The 20,911-nt window shown below is 67.6% G+C and carries 19 protein-coding genes and 1 pseudogene; 15 read left to right on the top strand and 5 right to left on the bottom strand.

Annotation, left to right across the window (positions count from 1 at the left end):
• The first annotated feature begins 27 nt into the window (after positions 1–27).
• The 5 genes and pseudogenes from odhB to IPK85_23690 all read left to right on the top strand — a co-directional run bounded on the left by odhB (position 28) and on the right by IPK85_23690 (position 5,590).
• Positions 28–1,285: pseudogene (gene odhB, locus IPK85_23710) on the top strand (2-oxoglutarate dehydrogenase complex dihydrolipoyllysine-residue succinyltransferase).
• Between the two features lie 127 nt (positions 1,286–1,412).
• Positions 1,413–1,847 (top strand): hypothetical protein, encoded by a 435-nt coding sequence (locus tag IPK85_23705; GenBank protein ID MBK8250374.1) that lies wholly within the window; start codon positions 1,413–1,415, stop codon positions 1,845–1,847.
• Between the two features lie 168 nt (positions 1,848–2,015).
• On the top strand, positions 2,016–3,419 hold the full coding sequence (lpdA, locus tag IPK85_23700) for a dihydrolipoyl dehydrogenase (protein ID MBK8250373.1): 1,404 nt from the start codon (positions 2,016–2,018) through the stop codon (positions 3,417–3,419).
• Between the two features lie 75 nt (positions 3,420–3,494).
• Positions 3,495–4,622, top strand: a complete 1,128-nt coding sequence (locus IPK85_23695) for an alanine--glyoxylate aminotransferase family protein (protein MBK8250372.1) — start codon at positions 3,495–3,497, stop codon at positions 4,620–4,622.
• On the top strand, positions 4,619–5,590 hold the full coding sequence (locus tag IPK85_23690; protein ID MBK8250371.1) for a phosphoglycerate dehydrogenase: 972 nt from the start codon (positions 4,619–4,621) through the stop codon (positions 5,588–5,590). The genes IPK85_23695 and IPK85_23690 overlap by 4 nt, the downstream gene beginning before the upstream one ends.
• A gap of 94 nt (positions 5,591–5,684) precedes the next feature.
• Here IPK85_23690 and IPK85_23685 read toward each other — a convergent pair whose 3' ends face one another.
• Both IPK85_23685 and IPK85_23680 read right to left on the bottom strand, forming a co-directional pair.
• Positions 5,685–6,455, bottom strand: a complete 771-nt coding sequence (locus IPK85_23685) for a hypothetical protein (protein ID MBK8250370.1) — start codon at positions 6,453–6,455, stop codon at positions 5,685–5,687.
• A 141-nt stretch (positions 6,456–6,596) separates the two neighbouring features.
• Positions 6,597–9,263, bottom strand: a complete 2,667-nt coding sequence (locus tag IPK85_23680) for a hypothetical protein (GenBank protein ID MBK8250369.1) — start codon at positions 9,261–9,263, stop codon at positions 6,597–6,599.
• A gap of 85 nt (positions 9,264–9,348) precedes the next feature.
• Between IPK85_23680 and IPK85_23675 the strand changes: the two genes are divergently transcribed.
• Positions 9,349–11,007 carry a serine hydrolase gene (locus IPK85_23675; protein ID MBK8250368.1) on the top strand — a complete coding sequence of 553 codons (1,659 nt, stop codon included), beginning with the start codon at positions 9,349–9,351 and terminating at the stop codon, positions 11,005–11,007.
• Positions 11,000–11,890 carry an EamA family transporter gene (locus IPK85_23670; protein MBK8250367.1) on the top strand — a complete coding sequence of 297 codons (891 nt, stop codon included), beginning with the start codon at positions 11,000–11,002 and terminating at the stop codon, positions 11,888–11,890. Before IPK85_23675 ends, IPK85_23670 begins: the two co-directional genes overlap by 8 nt.
• A gap of 61 nt (positions 11,891–11,951) precedes the next feature.
• On the opposite strand, the gene IPK85_23665 is transcribed toward IPK85_23670, so the two are convergent.
• The 3 genes from IPK85_23665 to IPK85_23655 all read right to left on the bottom strand — a co-directional run bounded on the left by IPK85_23665 (position 11,952) and on the right by IPK85_23655 (position 14,151).
• Positions 11,952–12,368 (bottom strand): hypothetical protein, encoded by a 417-nt coding sequence (locus tag IPK85_23665; GenBank protein ID MBK8250366.1) that lies wholly within the window; start codon positions 12,366–12,368, stop codon positions 11,952–11,954.
• Positions 12,365–12,934 (bottom strand): RNA polymerase sigma factor, encoded by a 570-nt coding sequence (locus IPK85_23660; protein MBK8250365.1) that lies wholly within the window; start codon positions 12,932–12,934, stop codon positions 12,365–12,367. The genes IPK85_23665 and IPK85_23660 overlap by 4 nt, the downstream gene beginning before the upstream one ends.
• Positions 12,935–13,038: 104 nt before the next feature.
• Entirely contained in the window at positions 13,039–14,151 is a 1,113-nt protein-coding gene (locus tag IPK85_23655) for a CoA transferase (GenBank protein ID MBK8250364.1), read from the bottom strand.
• A 235-nt stretch (positions 14,152–14,386) separates the two neighbouring features.
• Here IPK85_23655 and IPK85_23650 point away from each other — a divergent pair, with 235 nt between their 5' ends.
• From IPK85_23650 to IPK85_23615, 8 genes are all read left to right on the top strand, one after another.
• Positions 14,387–14,986 carry a hypothetical protein gene (locus IPK85_23650; GenBank protein MBK8250363.1) on the top strand — a complete coding sequence of 200 codons (600 nt, stop codon included), beginning with the start codon at positions 14,387–14,389 and terminating at the stop codon, positions 14,984–14,986.
• Positions 14,987–15,059: 73 nt separating this feature from the next.
• Entirely contained in the window at positions 15,060–16,016 is a 957-nt protein-coding gene (locus tag IPK85_23645; GenBank protein MBK8250362.1) for a hypothetical protein, read from the top strand.
• The gene (locus IPK85_23640) at positions 16,013–17,173 is read left to right on the top strand and encodes an ArgE/DapE family deacylase (GenBank protein ID MBK8250361.1); all 1,161 of its coding nucleotides are present in this window, start codon (positions 16,013–16,015) and stop codon (positions 17,171–17,173) included. The genes IPK85_23645 and IPK85_23640 overlap by 4 nt, the downstream gene beginning before the upstream one ends.
• The gene (locus tag IPK85_23635; protein MBK8250360.1) at positions 17,173–17,388 is read left to right on the top strand and encodes a hypothetical protein; all 216 of its coding nucleotides are present in this window, start codon (positions 17,173–17,175) and stop codon (positions 17,386–17,388) included. The genes IPK85_23640 and IPK85_23635 overlap by 1 nt, the downstream gene beginning before the upstream one ends.
• A complete protein-coding gene (locus tag IPK85_23630; protein ID MBK8250359.1) occupies positions 17,385–18,017 on the top strand; it encodes a ribonuclease HI in 633 nt (210 codons plus the stop codon). Before IPK85_23635 ends, IPK85_23630 begins: the two co-directional genes overlap by 4 nt.
• A gap of 73 nt (positions 18,018–18,090) precedes the next feature.
• The gene (locus tag IPK85_23625) at positions 18,091–18,828 is read left to right on the top strand and encodes a zinc ribbon domain-containing protein (GenBank protein MBK8250358.1); all 738 of its coding nucleotides are present in this window, start codon (positions 18,091–18,093) and stop codon (positions 18,826–18,828) included.
• A gap of 107 nt (positions 18,829–18,935) precedes the next feature.
• A complete protein-coding gene (locus IPK85_23620; GenBank protein ID MBK8250357.1) occupies positions 18,936–20,060 on the top strand; it encodes a hypothetical protein in 1,125 nt (374 codons plus the stop codon).
• Between the two features lie 3 nt (positions 20,061–20,063).
• Positions 20,064–20,900, top strand: a complete 837-nt coding sequence (locus IPK85_23615) for a hypothetical protein (protein MBK8250356.1) — start codon at positions 20,064–20,066, stop codon at positions 20,898–20,900.
• Positions 20,901–20,911 lie beyond the last annotated feature (11 nt).

The following is a 20,911-nucleotide window of genomic DNA, read 5'->3' as shown; positions in this document are numbered from 1 at the left end:
CACCCCTCGAACCGCGTCGAGCCACGCATGCTCTCCATCGCCGTCCCGCCCCTTGGTGAGTCGATCGTCGAAGCCACCATTTCCCGATGGCTCAAGAAGGAAGGGGATCGGGTCGGCTCCGGGGAGACGCTCGTCGAGCTCGAGACGGACAAGGTAACGGTCGAGGTTCCCGCGCTGAAAGCCGGCGTCCTGGTGCGTCGCGCCAAGGCCGAGGGTGATGTGGTAAAGGTCGGCGACGTGCTCTGTGAGGTCGATGAGAATGCAGCCGCCGGGAGCGTGACCCCGCCGGTTGCCGCTGCGCCGAGCGTCGCCGCACCGCCGCCACCAGCGCCTGCGGCCGTGACGCCCGTCGCGGCTATGGCACCCGCGGTGGAAGCCGTGAAGGCCTCCCCGGCGGCGGTCCGCGTGGCGACTGAAGCCGGGGTCGCCCTCTCCGATGTCACCGGGACGGGGCGGGGCGGCGTCGTCAGCAAGCCGGACGTGGTCACCCATGTTGCCGCCGGCCAACAAGCGGCTGCGTCGGCTCCGGTTCCGCCTGCGGCTGCGCCCGCTGCCCGCTGCGCCTCCCGCCCCTGCTTCGGCACCCGTGGGCCGTGAGACGCGGGAAAAGATGACCACGCGTCGCAAGCGGATCGCCGAACACCTGTTGGAGTCACAGCACGCGACGGCGCACCTCACGACATTCAACGAGATCGACATGACGGCCGTGGAGACCCTCCGCGCCCGCGTGAACCCGAAGCTCGAGAAAGAACAGGGGTTCAAACTGTCGATGATGCCGTTCTTCGTGCGAGCGGCCTGCCTCGCGCTGCGGCAATACCCGGTGGTGAATGCCCGGATCGACGGCGAGCACATCATTTACCACCACTACGTGAACATGGGCATCGCGGTCGCCGCCGAAGGCGGCCTCGTGGTACCCAACCTCAAGAACGCCGACGCCATGGGGATGCTGGACATCTCCCGGGCGATCGCCGCCGTCGCCAAGAAGGCCCGCGATGGCAAGCTCGTCATGGACGACCTGACCGGTGGGACGTTCACGATCACCAATGGTGGCGTCTTCGGATCGTTGGTCTCCACACCCATCATCAACTTCCCGCAGGTGGGCATCCTCGGACTCCACAAGGTCCAGGATCGCGCCATGGTCGTGAATGGTGCCGTCGTCGTGCGGCCGATGATGTACGTGGCGCTGTCGTATGACCACCGCATCATCGATGGCCAGCAGGCAGTTTTGTTCCTCGTTCGCATCAAGGAACTGATGGAAGACCCGGCGTTGCTGGCGATCGACTGACCGCCCCGTCACGGGGCGGTCACGCAGGAAACCTTTCCGGCACCAGTGGCGTCCAAGCTGGTGAACCTGGCGGCTGCTGAATCCCTGCGGCGCCGGGCCACGTACGGAAGTCCGGAGGTTTCCACCCATGAGTCCCAGATTCGCTTTCACGCCCCTTCCCGCCAGCCGGTCTGACCTGCGCAAGCCGTCCGCGGTCGCCGGGCTGAACGGCACGTGGCGCGGCGAGATGATCGATCCCGACGGCGCGCCGCAGCCCTTCACGTTGCTCCGCGACGCGTCTCACGACGCCGCGGTGGCGGGTCGCTTCCTGTTTTTTGTCACTGCACACGTCGCCCCGACCGGAGTTAAGCTGCTCGAGGCCGCGAACGAGTCGTTCGTCGCCCTCATTGGTCCGTACTTCGATCCGGCCGAGGACGCCGAAGTCGTCACCGTGTTCGAGGGCCTGCGGCGCGGGACAGTCCTCGACGGAACGTTTCATACGCGGCTCCCCGGATGGCGGGACAGCATCCGGAGCGGCCGTTTCACAGCCCGCCGGGCGGACGGCGCCAACAAGGCGGCGTAACACCTCGGCCCGCGCGTTGTCGCTGCGGACGGGCAAACCGATGGGGCACCGCGAAACACTGCGGTGTGGGGGGCGGGTGTGGTCGCTTCGCGCGGCTACACCCGCTTTATTTCGGCCAGGCCTGCCGCGTCCCTGCCAACCCGGGCCTGGTCCTCATCTCACCTTCCGATGTCCTCGATCACAACCGACGTCGTCATCCTTGGCGGTGGCCCTGGAGGCTACGTCGCAGCCATTCGCGCCGCCCAACTCGGTCTCTCCACGGTCTGCGTCGAGTCGGATGCCACCCTTGGGGGCACCTGCGTCAACGTGGGCTGCATCCCATCCAAGGCCCTGCTCCAGTCCTCCGAACACTACGAGCACGCTCGCCTGCACGGCCACGAGCACGGTCTCGCGTTTGACGGATTGCGATTCGACCTCGCCCAGATGATGCGGCGCAAGGATGAGGTGGTCTCGTCCAACACGCGAGGGGTGGAGTTCCTCTTCAAGAAGAACAAGGTGACCTGGGCGAAGGGCCACGGGACCCTGCGGCCGGGCAACGTCGTCGAGGTGCGGGGCCACGACGGCAGCACTACGATGTACCAGGCACGCCACGTCATCCTCGCCACCGGGTCCGTACCGATTGAGCTGCCCTTCCTGCGCTTCGACGAGCGACGGGTGCTCTCCAACGTCGGTGCGCTCACGATTCCCGAGGTGCCGCGGCACCTCGTGGTGATCGGCGGCGGGGTGATTGGCCTCGAACTCGGCTCGGTGTGGCGACGGCTTGGCGCCAAGGTCACCGTCGTCGAGTTGATGCCGACCATCCTCCCCGGCAACGACGACGACATCACCAAGGAAGCCGACCGCATCTTCCGCAAGCAGGGTCTTGAGCTGCGCACCGGGACCCGGGTCACCGGGGCCGACGTCGCCGCGGAACGCGTACGGATCCACGTGGAGAAAGACGGCGTCTCCGAAACGCTCGACGCCGACTATGTGCTCGTGTCCGTTGGCCGGCGCCCCGCCCTGCGAGGGATCGACGCGGCCGCCCTAGGGCTGGCTCTCGGAAAGCGCGGTGAGATCGTCGTCGATGACCAGATGCGCACCAACCTCCCCGGTGTCTTTGCCATTGGGGACGTGGTCGGCGGCAAGCTGCTCGCTCACAAGGCGGAGGAAGAGGGCGTCGTGGCCGCCGAGGTCATTGCGGGCAAGCCGGTACACATGCACTACCGCTCGATGCCAGCAGTCGTATACACCTGGCCCGAGGTCGCCACGGTCGGACTGACCGAAGCCGAGGTCAAGGCCACGGGACGAGCCTACAAGTCGGGGAAATTCCCCTTCTCGGCGAACGGTCGCGCGCGCACCATGGGTGAGACCAACGGCTTCGTGAAGTTCCTTGCGGACGCGCAGACCGACGAACTCCTCGGCTGTCACATGATCGGCCCCAACGTATCCGATCTCCTCGCGGAGGTCGTCCTGGCGTTCGAGTACAAGGGATCTTCAGAGGACATCGCGATCACCGTGCACTCGCATCCCACCTTGTCCGAAACAACAAAGGAAGCCGCGCTCGCCGTGCTGGGCCGCGCCCTGCACATTTAGTGGTGCGCACCAGTCGATTCGGTTGTCCTGCCGTCTGTCATCTGCCGTCCTGCCTCCTGACCTCCCACACTGTCCATGACCACCGCCGTTGATCCAACCAGCCAGCCAGGGGTGAAGGCCCCGCCGTTCGGGAAGTTCTTCCTCCCGGGGCCGACCGAGGTGCGCCACGACGTCCTCGCTGCCATGACCCAGCAGATGATGGCCCATCGTGGCAAGGATATCGAAGCCATCATGGGACGCGTCCTCACCGGGTTGCAGGCGGTGTTCCGGACCACGCGGCTCGTCCACACCGCCACGTCGTCCGCAACAGGGCTCATGGAGGCTGGCGTGCGTAACGCGGTGCGCGAGCGCGTGCTGTGCCTCGTGAACGGCTCGTTCTCGGAGCGTTTCCACAAGGCCGCCGTGAATTCGGGGATCGCGGCCGACAAGATCGAGCTTCCCTACGGGCAGTATCACTCGCCCGACATGGTGGCCGACGCACTCAAGGGTGGGAAGTACGATGTCGTCACCGTCGTTCACTCGGAAACGTCGACTGGCGTCCTCAACCCGATTGCCGACATCGCCAAGGCCGTCCACGCCGCCGGTGACGTGGTCCTCGTCGTCGACACCGTGTCGTCCATGGGCGCCGGACAGATCGAGAGTGATGCCTGGGAGCTCGACTACGTCCTCACCGGCTCGCAAAAGGCCTTGGCCCTCCCGTCCGGACTCGCGTTCTGCACGGCCAACGACCGCGTGATGGCCCGCGCCAAGGAGAGCAAGCGGCGCGGCCTGTACTTCGACCTCCTGGAGTTCGAGGAATACACGAAGAAGAACCAATCGCCCAACACGCCGGCCGTGTCGCTCCTGTACGCCCTCGACGTGCAGCTGGCACACATCCAGCGCGAGACCATGGAAGCTCGGTGGGCACGCCACACCGCCATGGCGGAACGCACCTGGGCCTGGACGCGCGAGAATGGCGATCGCCTCGGGGTTTCCCTCTACGCCCCCGAAGGGTATCGCGCCCCCGGTGTCACCTGCATCACCGCACCCAAGGGCAAGCCTGGCTCCGCGATCGTCAGCGAGATGAAGAAGCGCGGGTTCGTGATCGCGTCCGGATACGGCAAGCTCAAGGATGACATGGTCCGTATTGGTCACATGGGCGACCACACGTTGGCCGAGCTTGAGGTTGTCCTCGAGCACCTCGGCGAGGTGATGTCCGCATGAGTGCGACGTGGACGGTCCTGGTCGCCGACAGCATCGCGCTCGACGGCCTCGCGCCACTTGCCTCCGATCCGCGTTTCACGGTCGTGGTCAAGCCGGGCCTGTCGGGTGAGGACCTCGCCAACGCGATGGCGGACGCCGATGCGGTGCTGGTGCGCAGTGCCACGAAGATCACCCGCGCCTCGCTCGCGAAGGCCGATCGCCTCAAGGCCATCGGCCGTGCGGGCGTCGGTGTCGACACCATCGATGTCGACGCGGCCAGCGAACGTGGCATCCCGGTGCTCACCGCTCCCGCGGGAAATACCATCGCGGCAGCCGAGCTCACGATGGCCCTGCTCCTGGCTGTGGCCCGCAAGGTCCCGGCCGCCGACCGCTCCATGAAGGCGGGCGAGTGGGACCGCAAGTCGTTCAACGGCATTGAGCTGTACGGCAAGACCCTCGGCCTCGTCGGGGCGGGACGTATCGGCGGCCAAGTGGCCAAGCGGGCTCGCGCCTTCGGCATGCAGGTGGTTGTGTACGACCCGTACCTCACCCCGGAGCGGGCGATGGAGCTGGACGTGCGGCTGGCACCGCTAGCGGAGGTAATTTCGCAGGCCGACGTACTCTCGGTGCACGTTCCGCTCACCGAAGCCACCGCCAACCTCATCGGGGCCGCCCAGCTCGCGACCATGAAGAAGGGGGCCCTGCTCCTGAACGTGGCACGCGGTGGTGTCGTCAACGAGAAGGCGCTGCTGGACGCCCTCACGTCTGGTCATTTGGCCGGAGCTGCGCTCGATGTGTATGAACAGGAGCCCCTGGGGAAGGACAGCCCACTGCGATCGCTCCCGAACGTTGTCATGACCCCACACCTCGGCGCATCCACGGCTGAGGCCCAGCAGAACGTTGCCATCGAGATCGCCGAAGCCGTCCGGAACTGCCTCGCGAACGGCGACCTGGCAAACGCCGTCAACCGGACGCAGCTCGGTCGATAGCCGAAAAAACACGACACCCCCGGGAGCCGAAGCTCCCGAGGGTGCGTGTTGGGTCGGCGCTCCCCCCAGAGACGCCGCCCGATCCTGTTCCCGCTCAGCCGCCGATCAACAGGCGCACCAGGCAGGCATTGTTCTTCTGGTCCCGGGTGAGGAGCTCCATGATGGAGGCGGCGAGGCGCCGCTCTGCCTGCTTGATCGCGTCCATCGCGGCATCGGCCTTCCGGAGGATGGCCCCGACCTGCTCGCGTGACGCTCCGGCCTGCGCCGCCGCGCGTGCCTCTTCGTGCACCGCCTTGATCGTCGCGAGGTGGCCCTTCACCGACTCGGCGAAGGCGGCCTTGAGGGCAGCGATCTGTCGCGTCTGTTCAGCTGTCAAACTCTTGAGGACATCTCGCGAGCAGGCGTCGCCGCGTCCCTTGGACGTGATCCACGCCTGCTGCGCCGGCGTATAGACCGCCCAGATGTCTCGCTGCAGCCTGGCCATCGCCGTGGCGAGGCGGGCAAGGATCGGCTCCGCCTTCGCCAGGATAGCCTTGACCTCTTCTCGCGTCTTCCCCGCCTTGATCGCCGCCTGCGCTTCGACCTCGATGGCGCGGAGCGCCGCCAGATCCGCCTGGTTCGCCGCCTTGTACGCGTCGTGCAACGACTGGATTTGCGCCTTCTGATCCGCCGTCAGCTTGAGGCTGTCGGGAAACTCCGAGCCGCCGATTCCCGCACGATCCATGGCCGACGCGCTGGTCGCGTCGTACTGCTGCACCAATTCAACGGAGAGATCGTCCAAGGACTCCGTCGTGACGGGTGCGGTGGAGTCACTCGAGCAGGCAGCGAGTGCGGCGAGGGCGATGAGGCAGGCGAAGCGTTTCATGGTGTTGGTCTCCCGGAAAGAGCACGCCGGGGGACGCGTGCTGGTCAAAGTGACGGACGATGCTGCGTGCCCTACAGGGCGTTCGTGCAACTGACACGCGCGCCCCGGCCCACCCCTACACCTGACCTCGCCGACCTCGACCTACCCGATGACGAGGGTCACGGTGACGTATCCGTCGTCGTCGGCGCCTTCCGCGGGAAAGGTGACCTGCAGCGTTTGCCAGCCCAGCGAATCAGGCTGGGCGAGGGCCAGGGGCCCCACACTGGCCGTGCTCGGCTCGACGGTCACCCGCTCGATCGGTGCCGTACCGCGCAGGCGCAGTTGGTACCCTTCGCGTGCACGCCCCTGAACGGTGATGACGTGTCGGCCGCCCACGAGGCGCTCGCTGATGATGCGAAGCGCGCGGGATCGCGCACCGATCCGCGGCGCCTCGGTCGCCGTTGCCACTTCGATGCCACCTTCCCAGCTGGTGCCGAGCCGCAAGCGCTCACGCAGCCGCGCGGTGGACGCCTGCACGACCGCGCCCGGGAACTGCTGCACGGGGCCCGCCCCCGGCACCATGGATTGCACGTTCGTCGCGCCTAACGGGAGCGCTGGGGCGAAGGTGACCTCAATCGGGCGACCCGCATCACCCGCCGTGCGCCACACCTCGGCGGAGATGACCCCGCGCCGGCGGCGCATGACGACCGAGAGGCGATCGTCCCCCACGGCGATCTGGTCCACGCGCAACGAATCCCAGTGGGCGGGCAGTCGAGGGGCGAGCGTGAGCCGTCCCGCCGGCGCATCCACCTCGAGCCCCAGCAGCCCGCGCACCAGTGGCGTGAGCACCATGGACGTGGCAAAGAACTGATGCGGCACGGCGGTGTCCAGCGGCTTGTACACGCGGCCCGAGATCACCTCGGGATTGCGGCCAAGGGCATCGGCGAATCCGGTTCGGGCGATCGCCTGGAGGGCGAAGTAGCCCGCGTGGGCGTTGTAATAGCGATACTGGGCGAGGGACACCCACCCCGTGACAAACGGCCAGACGGCTCCATTGTTGTAATGCAGCGGGTCGAACAAGGCGCTGCGGGCGGACAGCGGACGGGCGCCCCAGTCGGTCATGATCTCCGCGCCGGCGAGGCGGGACGCCATCTGCGCGCCGTTGGTTGCGTCAAAGACGTCAAAGGCCATCGCCGTCGCGGGCCAGGACGTGAGGTTCTCGTTGATCTTGCCTCCGTCCAGGAGCGCGAAGGCGTACTGGCCGAGTTGCGGCAGCCACAGCTTCTGCTCAATGGTGCGCAACGCCTTCGCGCGGATCGCCCGTGCCTCGCTCGCCAAGGCAGGCTCGCGCATCACGTCGGCCAGCCGGGCGAAACGATCGAGCGCGGCCACCCAAACTCCGGAGAGGTACACGTCCGACACAATGCCGACTTGCAGGTCGCCCACCTCCAGTGCGCCCGCCCCGGCGATCGGGTTCTCCATGAGCCCGTCTCCATCCGAATCGGCGCGCTTCGACCAGTCGTAGGCCTTGCGCACGTTCGGCCACAACTCACGGACCAGCGCCGTATCCGCCGTTTGCTTCCAGTACTCCCCAAAGGCCAGCACCCAGAACGGGGTGGTATCACCATGGTAGAACGCGTACGGATACGCCCCGAACCAATCGACCTTCTTCGCGCCCTGTGAGATCTCATGCGTGATCTTGCCGTCCGCGCGTTGGTACTTCGCAAAGAAGCGAAAGACCCCGTCACGCACGAGGTCGCGCTGGCCCACAGCGCTCATCCCAAACGAGTTGATCGCCGCATCACCGCCAAAGAACCACCCGAACCCGGGCCGGTCACTCGCCGAGCCGGAGTGGCCATACCCGGCCACCAGCCCGCAGCCGAGGTCCGGGTTGCACACCATCGACTCGTCCAGGTTGACCTTGGCCCACTCGAAGGCTCCGTTGAGCAGCGGGTCGGGGGTCGTGACGCGCATGGTGGCCTCCCGCAGGCGAGCGTAGTGCGCGACGCGCCGCTGCCACTCCGCCTGCGCGGCCCCAGGCGCCTGCATCCGATCATACAGGGCACGCGCCGAATCGCGTGACATCTCCCCTCCGGCCATCACGATCGGGATGAAGGCCTCGTGCAGGTTGATGTTGCCGCCCGGGGGCTCCCCGAGGCGTGGTTCGGTGTACTGCTGGGTGCGATCCCCCACACCGATCGTGAACTGCGGCGGGGCGGCGGTGAGCATGTGCGCCGGCACGTCCGAGGCCCGGGTGACCGCCGGGGAGCCGAGGAAGGCATTGACCTGCCGACGGCTCTCGGAGAACAGGAAGGCCTTCGCCGGCGCGTTCCAGGCGATATACTGGCCGCCTAACGATGCCGGCCACGCGTAGTGGATGTCGGGCCGGAAGGTCGCAATGACCTCAAGGGGCCGGATGGCATCGACCTCCAGCAGCATGAACACCGCCGGCGCATCCAGGGCGCTGAACACCGTCTGCTTGACGGTGAACGTTTCGTACGCGTATTCGATCGTGACGCCCTCGGGTCGTACGGTGACATGGCGCGCCACGTCACGGGCAGGGATCGGCTGCGTGTACTTTGGCACCCGAAACTCAAGCTGGAAGTCATGCAGCCACTTGAGCGGCCACGACCAGAGCTCAAACCGGCCGTCTTCCGTCCCCATGGCGATCGCGCGGCGCCCGGCCGACGCGACATACGCGCCCGGCCGCACGTCGCCCTGGAGCGCGATGGGCGACGTGCCGAGGTCAAAGGCCGGGATCACCTGGGCCGTGAGCGGCGAGGCCAGGGCAAGGCAGGTCCAAACCAGGCGGAGGACGACACGAGTCATGACGGGGCCGGAGCGGGTTCACAGGCAAATGTGGATGCCCCGCGCGCAGGCGTCTATCCTTGGGGAGTCCCTTCCTCCATCCGCCATGCCTCCGGCCCGACGAACGCCCGCGCTAATCACCTCACTCGTTGTGGGATCCCTGGTCGTCTCGCGGTTGGCGACGGCGCAGGCGGACCCGGCGTTCGAACCTCGCGTGGATTCCGTGTTTGCGCGGTGGACAACTACCACGCCGGGGTGCGCCGTTGGAGTCAGCCAGCGGGGACGCGTCCTGCTGACCAAGGGCTACGGGATGGCGAACCTGGAGTACGGGGTCCCGTTAGGCGCAGGAAGCGTCATGGAGTCCGGCTCGGTCGCCAAGCAGTTCACGTCCGCCGCCATCGTCCTCCTGCAGCTCGACGGCAAGCTGCGCCTCGATGACGACATCCGGACGCACCTCCCGGAAGTACCAGACTTCGGCGCCCCCATCACGATCCGGAACCTCCTCACGCACACGAGCGGCCTGCGCGACCAGTGGGGCTTGCTCTCGCTGACCGGGAATCCGCCGGGCCAGCAAGTCCACACCCTTCCGCTCATCCTCCACCTGGTCACCCGCCAGCAGGAGCTGAACTTCCGCCCGGGGGCCGAGTACCTCTACAGCAACACCGGCTACGCCCTCGCGGCGATCATCGTGGAGCGCGTGTCAGGGAAGAGCCTCGCGCAATTTTCGAAGGAACGACTCTTCGGGCCACTCGACATGACCCATACGGAGTGGCGCGACGATCACCAGCGGATCGTTGCCGGTCGTGCCACCGCGTACCAGAGGCGGCTCAACGGGACATACGCCACCCTGATGCCCTTCACCAATGTGTACGGAAACGGTGGGCTCCTGTCCACGATGGCCGACCTCCTCAAGTGGAACGAGGCCCTGACCACCGGAACCGTGCCAGGCGGCAAGGCACTGGTCGAGGCCCTCGAGGGACGGATGCGATTGACCTCGGGCGTCACGATCCCGTACGCCCTGGGCTTGCGGCATGACACTTTTCAAGGGCGACGCGAGGTCGCGCATAGCGGGTCGACTGCCGGGTATTCGACCTACATGACCCGTTTTCCGGACGACGGCGTCTCCATTGCGGTCTGGTGCAGTGCCTCGGACGCCAACCCAACCGCCGCCGCGCGCCGCATTGCGTCCCTGCTCCTGCCGTCAGCGCGCACCGTTCCCCAACCAACGGCAGCCTCCGCGTCCGACGCGACCCCTTGGGTAGGGCGCTACCGAAACGAAGCGACGGATGACGTCTTCGACGTGATCGCCGGCGCCAACGGGATGGTGATCCGTATGCCGGGCGGTTCGAGCCTGGCCCAGCCAGCCGGAGCGGCGCGTTTCCGAACGACCAACGGGATTACCTTCACGTTTCGCGGCTCAGGCCCCGACCGGCAGGCCGCGGTGATGGATGAGGACGGGGGCTCCCGGGATTTCCGCCGCTCCGACGTGCCAGCGGCGACCGGCATCCGCCTCGAGGACTACGTGGGCACCTACCGGTCGCCCGAGGTGGGTGCCGACTACCTGATCCGTGCGACGGATGGCAAGCTGGTGTTGCAGTATGCACACCTGCCGCCTGAGTCACTGGCGCCCAGCTACCACGATGGATTTTCCGGCAGCGGGCGCACCGTACGTTTTGTACGCGATGCCTCGGGACGCGTCACGGAGCTGCGCGTCTTCGCCGGACGCGTCCGCAATGTGAAGTTTGTCCGCGTGGCGGGTGGCTGAGCCCTCCCTGCATCCGGATGCGGTTGGACTGATTGCCGCATCGGCCCTGCTCCACGCCGGGTGGAACCTGCTACTCAAGCGTGCGGGAGGCAGCCAACTGGTCGTCGCCCTGTCCAAGGTGGCCGAGGCACTGGTCTTCGCTCCGTTTTTTCTGCTGACCGCCAAGGATGGACTCCCACCCTGGCCACGCGTCGCGCTCCTCGTAGGTGTCGCCGCGACCGGCGTGCTGGGGAACTACGTCGCGCTGGCTGCCGCCTACCGACGCAGTGACCTGTCGCTCGTGTACCCCGTGTCGCGCGGGGCTGCACTGGTCTTTCTCCCAGTACTCGGTGCCCTGTTTCTCGGCGAGCGACTCGGCGCGCGGTCCGTGGCGGCCCTCGCGCTGATCGTCGCAGGAATTGTCGTCCTGCAACTTCCCGCGCTCGATCGACGCGGCTTGCGCACGCTCACCGGGGCCATGCGGCAGCCGGCAATTGGGTACGCCGTCCTCGCGGCGTTCCTTACGGCGACGTATACGGTGTGGGACAAGGTGGCCCTGCGCGAGATGGCCCCATTTGCCTACATGTATCTCTATACGGTCGTCGTCGCCGCCGCGTACGGTGGCTGGGTCGTGCGCAACGTGGCGACGGCTGACCGGCAGGCCACCTGGCGCGCCCATCGCGGCGCCATCGTCGGCATCGGCGTGATGAACATGCTCTCCTACGGGCTGACGTTGCTCGCGCTCCGGCAGGGAACGTCGAGCCTGGTGATCGGGCTGCGGCAACTGAGCATTGTCGTGGGCGTCTTCCTGGGATGGGCGGTGCTCCGGGAGCGCATCACCTGGCCGCGCCGCATTGGCGTGGCGATGATTGCGACCGGCTGTGTGTTGATCGCCATCCGTTAAGCGAAGACGCGGGCCAACCCGGAAGGGTCGGCCCGCGTCTCGTGCGTCGTTTGCCGCCGAATCAGCCGATGAACCGCGCGATGATGGCCCCGAGGGCGATCAGGCCAAGCGCACCGCCGACGAGCACCGTTGAGCTGACGGTCACCTCACGACGGAACCACGCGTCCGTCGCCGGGGTGGGGGCAACGCGGTGGATCTCCGACATGATCTGCGCCTGGACGTGCGCGGGGGTCACCATCTGGCGACGCACGGCCGTCTCTTCGCCGATGCGACGCCAGAACTCGACCGACCGGGCGGCATCGCCGCGCAGGTTCGCAGGCTCCGGCAGCTCGCCATCGAGCCACTTGTTGATGACGTCGCTCGTCGCAACCGGCGCCAGGGGCACCTCGCGATCTCCAAGGGCACCCAGGTCGTCAGCCGGACGCATGGGACGCTCGCGATCGCCGCGACCACCACGCTCAATATTGAAGTCAGTCATGAGGCGTACTTCTCCTCCAGGAGTGCCTGGAGCGCCTCGCGCGCGCGGTGTACGCGCATCTTGAGCGCCCCAACAGTGGTTGCCAGCAAGTCCGCCATCTCCTCGTACGACCGGCCTTCCACATGCTTCATGATGAAGGCCTCCCGGAGCGAAGCGGGGAGTTGTGACAACGCGCCGTCCAGGTCCATCCGCAGCTCCGACCGGTCCAGCTCCTCTTCCGGCGTCGCGTACGTGGTGGGCTGGTCATCTTCCTCATAGCTCAGGTGGGTCCGGCGAATGTTCTTCAGCCAGTCCTTGCACCCATTGGCTACGATCCGGAAGACCCAGGCATCAAACCGTCCACGCACCTCGGAAAGGTGATGGTACGCCTTGATGAACGAGGTCTGCAGGATGTCCTCAGCGACGTCGGGACTCCCGGTCATGCCAAGGGCATGTCGGTAGAGCGGGTCGCTGTATCTCTGGATGAGAATCCCGAAGGCGTCGCGGTGTCCAGCGAGAACCCTCGAAATAATCTCCTGATCGGCCTCGATCGGGTCGACCAGTGCGGCGGGCACCGTGATTTTCACGGCGGCAGCATAACCGCTTTTGCGCGGTCTCGACAGTCCCAGAGAGGGGATTGGCGCGTATGCAATCGTCGTCACATCTCAGTGACGCACGAGGGGTCACCGCGTCACGTGGCTCCGGCGTCACTCGAACCGAAGGCCGCCCACCCGCGCGCTAGGACCTCGGCGGTGTGTTCGCCCAGGCGGGGTGGTGGTCGACGGGGCACCCCCCCTGCTAGGGGCATTACTCCCGTCAGGGCGCTCGCATCGACGTCGGCGAGCGCCTCCGGAACGGACCGGACAATGCCGGCCGGCACACCAACTCGAAGCAGGGCACCGACGAGCTCATCCGCAACGCGACCGGCCACCGCACCAGCGATGGCGGTGACGACGCGTTGGCGCTGAGAGAGGCGACCCGCGTTCGTAGCGACCGTTGGATCCGTCGCCAATGTCTGGAGGCCGAGAACCCTGCACAGCCCCGCCCATTGGCCGTCATTGCCGACGGCAATGACCACATCCCGGTCCTGCGCAGCAAACAACTGATAAGGCACCAGGTTGGCATGTGCGTTCCCCCATCGACGGGGAGGCTCGCCGCTGACCAACGTGTTCTGGGCGACGTTCACCAGGGCGGTGGTCGCCGAGTGGTAGAGCGAGACGAAGAGTCGCCGACGGTCTGGGGGAAGTGGACCGACAGCGCGGGCGGCCAACGCTGCGAGGATAGCGATGATCGCGTCCTTCGCCGCGAGGACGTCCACGAGGGCAACCCCGGCTTTCATTGGGGCCCCGTCGGGATCCCCCGTGATTGACATCCAGCCTGCCTCGCCCTGGACAACGAAATCGTACCCCGGTCGGGCAGACTCGGGGCCGAACCCGGTCAAGGTGCACCATATGAGCCGGGGATGCTGGGCGAGGAGCTGTTCCGGATGGCAGCCGCGGCGTTCCAGCGTGCCACGCCTGAAGTTGTCGATGACCACGTCCGCGCCGGCGGCAAGCCGTGTCAGCTGCTCCAGTCCGGTGGCGTGATCCAGGTCGAGGGTGATACCGAGCTTGTTGCGATTGCAGCAGAGGTAGTAGGCGCTTTCGCCCCGTGGGTCAAAAGGAGGCCCCCAACCCCGGGATTCGTCGCCCGTTCCTGGGCGTTCGACCTTGATGACGTTTGCGCCAAGGTCACCGAGGGCCATACCACACAGCGGTCCGGCGAGAACTCTGCTTAGGTCGAGAACATTGATCCCGTGAAGCATTTATGGCTCCATTGTGTTGCTATGAAGTATCAGTTGCCACCATCGCGACTAGCGGGAACTGCGTGCAATTCTAGCTCTAAAGTGCATCCGAGTGCCTTGCGTATCCGGCGGAAAATCATATACTTAGCGCGCTCGACAGCCTGCGCATCGGCCTCGCCTGTCGGGCCTCCCACATCCCCGCCACTCGCCGCGCGTGCGAGCCAGTCAGGCTCGCGTGCGCCGTGGAGCAAAATTGATGTCCGAAAATTTGACGCCCGAAACAGCCGGAAGCGACGTCCCAGAGGCGGCGCCGGTTGCACCGCCGCCACCCAAGCGTGGCCCTGGCCATCGCGGGCAGGATATCCGTGACACGGTTGCCGAAATGGCGGCCAAGGCACACGAGATCAGCCTGGAAGCGGGGAGCAAGATGGCGTCGGCGATGCGCGATGTCGTCGGGGCCGCTGCCGGCATCTCCGCGTTCGCCATCGAGAGCGCCCGGGACCTGGTCAATTACATGGTCCGGCGCGGCCAGATGTCACAGGAGGAGGCGACCAAGCTCCTCCGGGACGTCGAGGAAGCCCACGGCAAGCGCCCGAAGCCAGTAGAGAAGGCGGAGACGGTGAAGACGCCCGCGAAGGCCAAGGAACCAGCCGCAGCACCCAAGGCGGCCGCCCCGACAAAGGCGCCGGCGGTGAAGGCAGTAGAGAAGCCCGCCGAGAAGCCCGCGGCCAAGGCGGCGGCTCCTGCGAAGGCCACGGCCGCGCCCGCGGCCAAGGCGCCGGCGAAGCCCGCGGCCAAGGTAGCAGCCAAGGCGCCAGCGAAGCCTGCTGCCAAGGCGGCCCCAAAGAAGAAGTAGGATCAACGGTACGCACGGTGTTCGAATGGCGGCGTGTCGCGCGACACGCCGCCATTCGTTTCATTACCAGCCCATGCGAACCGTCACCGCACGCGCGCCAACCCGCATCGACTTCGGCGGAGGGTGGACCGACGTCCCCCCGTTCTGCGACGAGCGCGGCGGACGTGTCTGCAACCTGGCGATCGATCGCTACGCCACCGTCACCCTGACGGCGGCACCGACCGCCGCGTCAGACGTGCGTGCGGCCGCGGATTCGCCGTTGGCCCAGGCGGCCACGCGCCGCCTCGGAGTCGTTGGCGTGCGGTCCACGTTGCGGAGCGACTTCCCCACTGGAGCAGGCCTCGGCGGGTCTTCTGCAGTGGGGGTCGCCATGGTCGCGGCACTCCGCGCCTGGCAGGGACACTCCACAACCGATCTTCGCGGCATCGTCGAGGAGAGTCGCGGAGTAGAAATCGAGGACCTCGGGATCGCGGGCGGCTGGCAGGATCACTACGCCGCCGCGCATGGCGGCGCGCTCGACCTGACCTTCGGGGCGAATACGCACGTGCGTCGCATTCCCCTCACGGAGGCGACGCGGCGCGCGATCGAGGCACAATGCCTCGTGGTGTACACCGGGCAGTCGCGCATCAGCGGCGATACCATCACCGCCGTGCTCGATGCGTACGCGCGGCAGGAGGCTCCGGTAACCAACGCCCTGCTCTGCATGCGGGCGCTCGCAGCGGACATGGCCGGTGCCCTCGAGGTGGGCGACCTCGACGCGTTAGGCGATGCCGTCCGGGACCACTGGGTGCACCAGCGTGCACTCCATCCCGCGATCACCACGCCCCAGATCGACGCGATCGTCGACATGGCGGCGCGCCACGGGGCGCGGGGGTGCAAGGCCCTCGGTGCCTCAGGCGGCGGGTGCGTCGTTGTCCTCGCCCCCCTGGGCCGGGTCGACGCCGTCCGCACGGCCATCGCCCCGCTGGGGCGTCTCCTCAACTTTGCCGTGGACCTCGGCGGCGTCACGGTCACGGAACAGCCAACATGACCCTTCCCGCCCGCGGCGACGCGCGCGCACTCCTCCAGGGACTGGTGCGCTACGACTCACGCAATCCGTCGTTATGCCCCGGCGCCCCGGGGGAAGGCCCGGTGGCCACCTGGCTCGCCGAGGTCCTGACGCAGTGGGGCATGACGGTCACGTTGCAGCCGGTCGCCCCCGACCGCCACAACGTGATCGCGCGCGTCGGGCCGTCGCACGGCCCCGGCCGCAGCTTGATGTTCAATGGACACCTCGACGTCGTGGACGTGGGACAAATGGTGCACCCCCCGTTCGACGCCTCGGTCGCGGGGGACCGGATGTACGGCCGGGGCACCTCCGATATGAAGGGCGGCGTGGCGGCGATGTGCGCCGCGGCGGCTCGTGTTGCCCCGCAGCTCACCGGTCCCCTGCTCGTCGCGGCTGTCGTCGACGAGGAGTACGAAAGCCTCGGCACACGCGCGCTGCTCGCGAGCGGCATCCGCACCCATGCGGCGATCGTGACGGAACCCACGTGTCTGACGATCGGGCCGGCGCATCGCGGCTTCACCTGGGTAGAGTTCGAGTGTTCAGGTGTTGCCGCGCATGGCAGCCGATATGACCTCGGGGTCGACGCCATCGCCCATGCGGCCGCCCTGGTCGGCGAGCTGGGACACCTCGAGGCGACGGTCCTCGACGCACGGCGCCACCCGCTCCTCGGCCGGCCGTCCCTGCATGCCGCGACGATCAGCGGGGGCACGGGGTGGTCGACGTACCCGGATCGCTGTGTGCTGCGCATCGAGCGCCGCACGTTGCCCGGAGAGACAACGCCCGACGTACTCGCCGAGTTCGAGCGCGCATGCGACACCGTCCGCGCACAGGTCCCGAACCTCCGGGTGACGATGCGCCACATCCTTACTCAGGCGCCGAGTGATGTCGCGGCCGACGCCCCAATCGTTGCGTCGTTAGGTGCCGCCCTTCGCGACACCGGACAGCCCGGCCCGCTCACGGGCGTCAGTGCCTGGACGGATGCGGCGCTCCTCAACGCGGCCGGGATTCCGGCGATCTGCTTCGGCCCAGGTGACATGGGGCTGGCCCACGCCGACGAGGAGTACATCTCGCTCCACGAGGTGGATCGCGCGACGGATGCCCTCGCGCGGCTCGCGCTCGACTGGACCGCGGCGCCCTGATGGCATTCTCTCCCGCGCAGTATGACCTGCTGGAACGCGCCGTCACCCGCGAAGAGCGCATCGCCGTGGTACGACGCGGCGTCACGTGGATCATCGTGGCGCAGCGACTGGAGTACCATGCCGGTCGCGAGATCCTCATCGCCCGCCACCCATCGACCGGCGACCCCATGTCCTTTTCGATCGACGAAATCGAACGCATCGAGGTCATCCGTTGAGCCCCGACCTGCGCCCCCTGGTTGCCGTCTTCGCCGACGAGTCGTGCCTCGGCAACGGCAAGGAGGGAGAAAACCCCGGCGGCGCCGGTGTCCTGGTGGAGTTCCCGCACCACGACACCCTCGTGCGGCGTGCCCTCTGGGTGTCGGAACCGGCCACCACCAACAATCGGATGGCGCTCCGCTCCGTGATCGAGGCGTGTCGCGCCTTGTCACGCAAGGGCAACCGATGCCGCGTGGTCTTCACCACCGATTCGCGCTATATCGTGGACGGCATGACGCGCTGGGTCCATGACTGGGCGCGGCGAGGCTGGAAGCGCAAGACAGGCGCCATCGAGAACCTCGACCTCTGGCAGGAAGCCGTGCGCACCGCGTCCGGCCACGACGTGGAGTGGCGCTGGGTTCGCGGACACGCGGGCCATGCCCAGAACGAGTTCGCGAATGACCTGGCCGTGCGGGCCGCGACGGAACTCAGCGCGTCCGATGGGCTGGTCGATGCGGGGTTCGATGCCTGGTTGGCCGCGCGCACCGCCGCGAGGAAGGCGTCACGCCTGGAGCCTTTTCCCGAGGCACACGCGTTTCGCAGCTCCAGGGCGTTACCCGGCCCCGGGCACGACGTCCTCACTCCGTAGGTCGTCCCCTCCTCCTGTGGACGCCCTGGACCCTTCCAGCGTTCGCTCGATGATGTCGTTAAGCTCCACTGCCATGGATGACTGCGAACGACTGTACCGGCGGCTCGTGCATAACGTGCGGGCGTCCGCACCCGACCTGCTGACGCGCCCGTTCGAGGTCGCCCAGCTCTACCAGCAGCTCGTCTCCTACCGCGAGAACCGGTCGGCGCTCGGCTTCGCGTCGAACGACGAGTACGAACTCGCGCTGCTGCAGCTACTCGCCGGATCGCGCGGGTTCCTCGAGGGTGAGCCGGAGATGCAGCACGCGCTGCGCGCCGAGCTGGAGTCTCCCAATCCCGACCTCACGGCCTATCGCGCGTTTGCGGCGGCAGCGGTGCGGCTCGGTGCCGGCCCCCTGCGCGACGTCATGCTTCGCCCCACGCCGGAGGGATCGCGATCGGTCAGCACGGCGTCCCCCCAGGACCAGTTCGTCATCGCTGCGCGACCGACGGAATCGGTCGAAACTCCCCCGGAGACCGCCATTCCGGCTGCGGCACCCTCAGCGCCGCCGGTATCTCCTCCGCGGGCCTCCGCGGCCCCACCACCAGCTGCTCCCAGAACGATCATGCCCGTGAGCCGTCCGGTCCCCCAACCTGCCAAACCCGGCCAAGGGTGTCGTTACTGCGGGACCGGACTCCCGGACGGGCGCGAGGTGGTGTTCTGTCCGGGGTGCGGCCACAACCTCACGATCAAGCACTGCCCGGCATGCAGCACCGAGCTTGAGGTGGAGTGGAAGTTCTGCATCACGTGCGGGCGGGAGAACGGAGCGTAGTGAGCGGGGGCTCGGTCGGCATGCGGCCGCTCCGACCGAACGCCACGACGGCGTGTGGTGTACCAGCGGGCTGACACCCTCTCGCTCACACGCCCGTAGTTGCCCCCATGTCCCTTCGTCGGCTCCTCGTGCTCCCGGCGCTCCTCGGCGCGCCGTCGTGCGCTCCTCGCACGGTCGTGGTGTCGAGCACCCCGGCGACGGAACAGCGACCCGCCGGCGCCGCAGAGAACGCGCCACGGCGCGATGCCGCCGCACCGAGCGGGTGGCGCCTGGAGACCCGCGAACATGTGGACCTGTGGCTCCATGGTTTCGCGATGCTGACAGCGGATTCGTCGCTGGTTCCGACGTTCCGCCTGGGATACCGGGCCGAGGCGTCGCAAGCGAGGCGCACGGGGAACATCACGTCTCGCCTCGATGAGAACGCGCTCGTCCTTTCGCGTCGCCACGCAAGCAGTCCGTCTTTGGCGGCGGCGCAGTTCCTGGCCCTCTACTTCGGCTCCTGGGAGGACCTGCGACGCGGCTGCCTGCGATTCTTGCGTGACAATGGCGACGTGCGCGCGGCCTACGACCGGGAGTCCGTCCGGATGTACGCCACGCTCGCGACCTATTTCCCGGGGACGGCGGAGCGGGAGTTCCTGCGGCTCTTCCTCGAATCCCTCGACGACGAACGCGCGCGATTTCATCGCACCTGGTGGTCGCAGCAGCAGGCGGCACGGGGTGGGATGCGCACCCAGGTCGCCGCGGCCTGGAGCACCCATGCCCCCGCGTTCGAGCGGTTCCTCCGGTACAGCGGCCAGCGGTCGGGCACCATGGTGCTCGCCCTCCCCCTCGGCGCCGAGGGACGCACGATCGACGTGGGCGATGACACCCACTTCGTGGCGGTCACCTTTCCGTCCGCCACCGACGATCCGCGCGATGCGTTGTTCGTCCTGGCGCATGAGGTGGTCGGCACCGTTTCCAACCAGGTGGTCCGCGACCACACAACACCGGCTGAGCAGCAATCGGGCGAATCCGGGCGTCTCTCCACGCTCGCGGCGGTGCGTGCCGGCGCCCTCCTGCTCGAGCGCATCGCGCCGGATCTCGCGGACGGCTATCGCCGCTACTACCTGCGGACCGCACGGCAGGCGCCCGGCGGCGACCTTTCCGCACAGTTCGTTCGTATCTTTCCCCTGCCGGGGCCACTCGACCAGGCGCTGGTGCGACAGGTCGACCTGGTCCTGAACGGAATTTGACCGATGCCTGACGAGAACCTCCCGGCTGCCTCCAACGCTCCCATTCCCCTCACCCGGGCGGCGATCGAGCGCGTCCTCTCGCGCGCGGCGGAGCTGAACGTGGGTGACCTCGACGCCTCGGACGGCATGAGTGAGGCGCAGCTCGTCTCGCTCGGGCAGGAGGTCGGGATCAGTGCCTCACATGTCCGGCAAGCGCTCGCCGAGGAACGCACGCGTGTTGAGGTGCAGGAGGAGCGCGGGATGCTCGGCGCGATGTTCGGCGGCACGACGGCGGCTGCGTCTCGCATCGTACCGGGGACGCCGGCGGCGGTCCTTGCCCGCCTCGACGACTGGATGCAGCGGGAGGAGTTGTTGCGCCCCAAGCGCCGGTTCGGCGAGCGCCTGACGTGGGAAGCACGGCGCGACTTCATCGGCTCCCTGCAGGCGGGGCTCAATTTTTCCGGGCGTCCGTATGCGCTGACCCGGGCCAACGAAGTCGGGGCCACGGCGATCGCCATCGACGCCACCCGCTCCCTGGTCAGCCTGAACGCGAGCCTGGCGGAATCCCGCCGGGGTTCCGCGATTGCAGCTGGCGCCGTGGGCGGGGTCGGCGTCGCCGGGGCGGTCGCTGTGGCCGCCCTGGTCATCATCCCCGGGGGATACCCGTGGCTCGCCGCCCTGCTTGGCGGGGGATGGGCATCGTCCGCCGGTGCAATCGTGTACGGCATCGGGCGCGCCCAGAAATCCAAGTTGCATCGCTTGCAGCTCGGCCTCGAGCAGATCCTCGACCGGCTGGAACACGGGGCGGATGCGCGGCGGGGGGCCACGATCTCGGACCTCCTCACGGCCATCACCCGGTAGGACGCCCCGTC

The sequence above is a fragment of the Gemmatimonadota bacterium genome, assembly GCA_016712265.1.
Lineage (GTDB): Bacteria > Gemmatimonadota > Gemmatimonadetes > Gemmatimonadales > Gemmatimonadaceae > RBC101.
Note: the sequence above shows the minus strand (reverse complement) of the source record. Positions and strands in the feature narration are given on the sequence as shown.

Coding starts and splice junctions, on each gene's coding strand:
- IPK85_23705 (MBK8250374.1), top strand. CDS start 1,413: ATGAGTCCCAGATTCGCTTTCACGCCCCTTCCCGCCAGCCGGTCTGAC.
- lpdA (MBK8250373.1), top strand. CDS start 2,016: ATGTCCTCGATCACAACCGACGTCGTCATCCTTGGCGGTGGCCCTGGA.
- IPK85_23695 (MBK8250372.1), top strand. CDS start 3,495: ATGACCACCGCCGTTGATCCAACCAGCCAGCCAGGGGTGAAGGCCCCG.
- IPK85_23690 (MBK8250371.1), top strand. CDS start 4,619: ATGAGTGCGACGTGGACGGTCCTGGTCGCCGACAGCATCGCGCTCGAC.
- IPK85_23685 (MBK8250370.1), bottom strand. CDS start 6,455: ATGAAACGCTTCGCCTGCCTCATCGCCCTCGCCGCACTCGCTGCCTGC.
- IPK85_23680 (MBK8250369.1), bottom strand. CDS start 9,263: ATGACTCGTGTCGTCCTCCGCCTGGTTTGGACCTGCCTTGCCCTGGCC.
- IPK85_23675 (MBK8250368.1), top strand. CDS start 9,349: ATGCCTCCGGCCCGACGAACGCCCGCGCTAATCACCTCACTCGTTGTG.
- IPK85_23665 (MBK8250366.1), bottom strand. CDS start 12,368: ATGACTGACTTCAATATTGAGCGTGGTGGTCGCGGCGATCGCGAGCGT.
- IPK85_23655 (MBK8250364.1), bottom strand. CDS start 14,151: ATGCTTCACGGGATCAATGTTCTCGACCTAAGCAGAGTTCTCGCCGGA.
- IPK85_23650 (MBK8250363.1), top strand. CDS start 14,387: ATGTCCGAAAATTTGACGCCCGAAACAGCCGGAAGCGACGTCCCAGAG.
- IPK85_23645 (MBK8250362.1), top strand. CDS start 15,060: ATGCGAACCGTCACCGCACGCGCGCCAACCCGCATCGACTTCGGCGGA.
- IPK85_23640 (MBK8250361.1), top strand. CDS start 16,013: ATGACCCTTCCCGCCCGCGGCGACGCGCGCGCACTCCTCCAGGGACTG.
- IPK85_23635 (MBK8250360.1), top strand. CDS start 17,173: ATGGCATTCTCTCCCGCGCAGTATGACCTGCTGGAACGCGCCGTCACC.
- IPK85_23625 (MBK8250358.1), top strand. CDS start 18,091: ATGGATGACTGCGAACGACTGTACCGGCGGCTCGTGCATAACGTGCGG.
- IPK85_23620 (MBK8250357.1), top strand. CDS start 18,936: ATGTCCCTTCGTCGGCTCCTCGTGCTCCCGGCGCTCCTCGGCGCGCCG.
- IPK85_23615 (MBK8250356.1), top strand. CDS start 20,064: ATGCCTGACGAGAACCTCCCGGCTGCCTCCAACGCTCCCATTCCCCTC.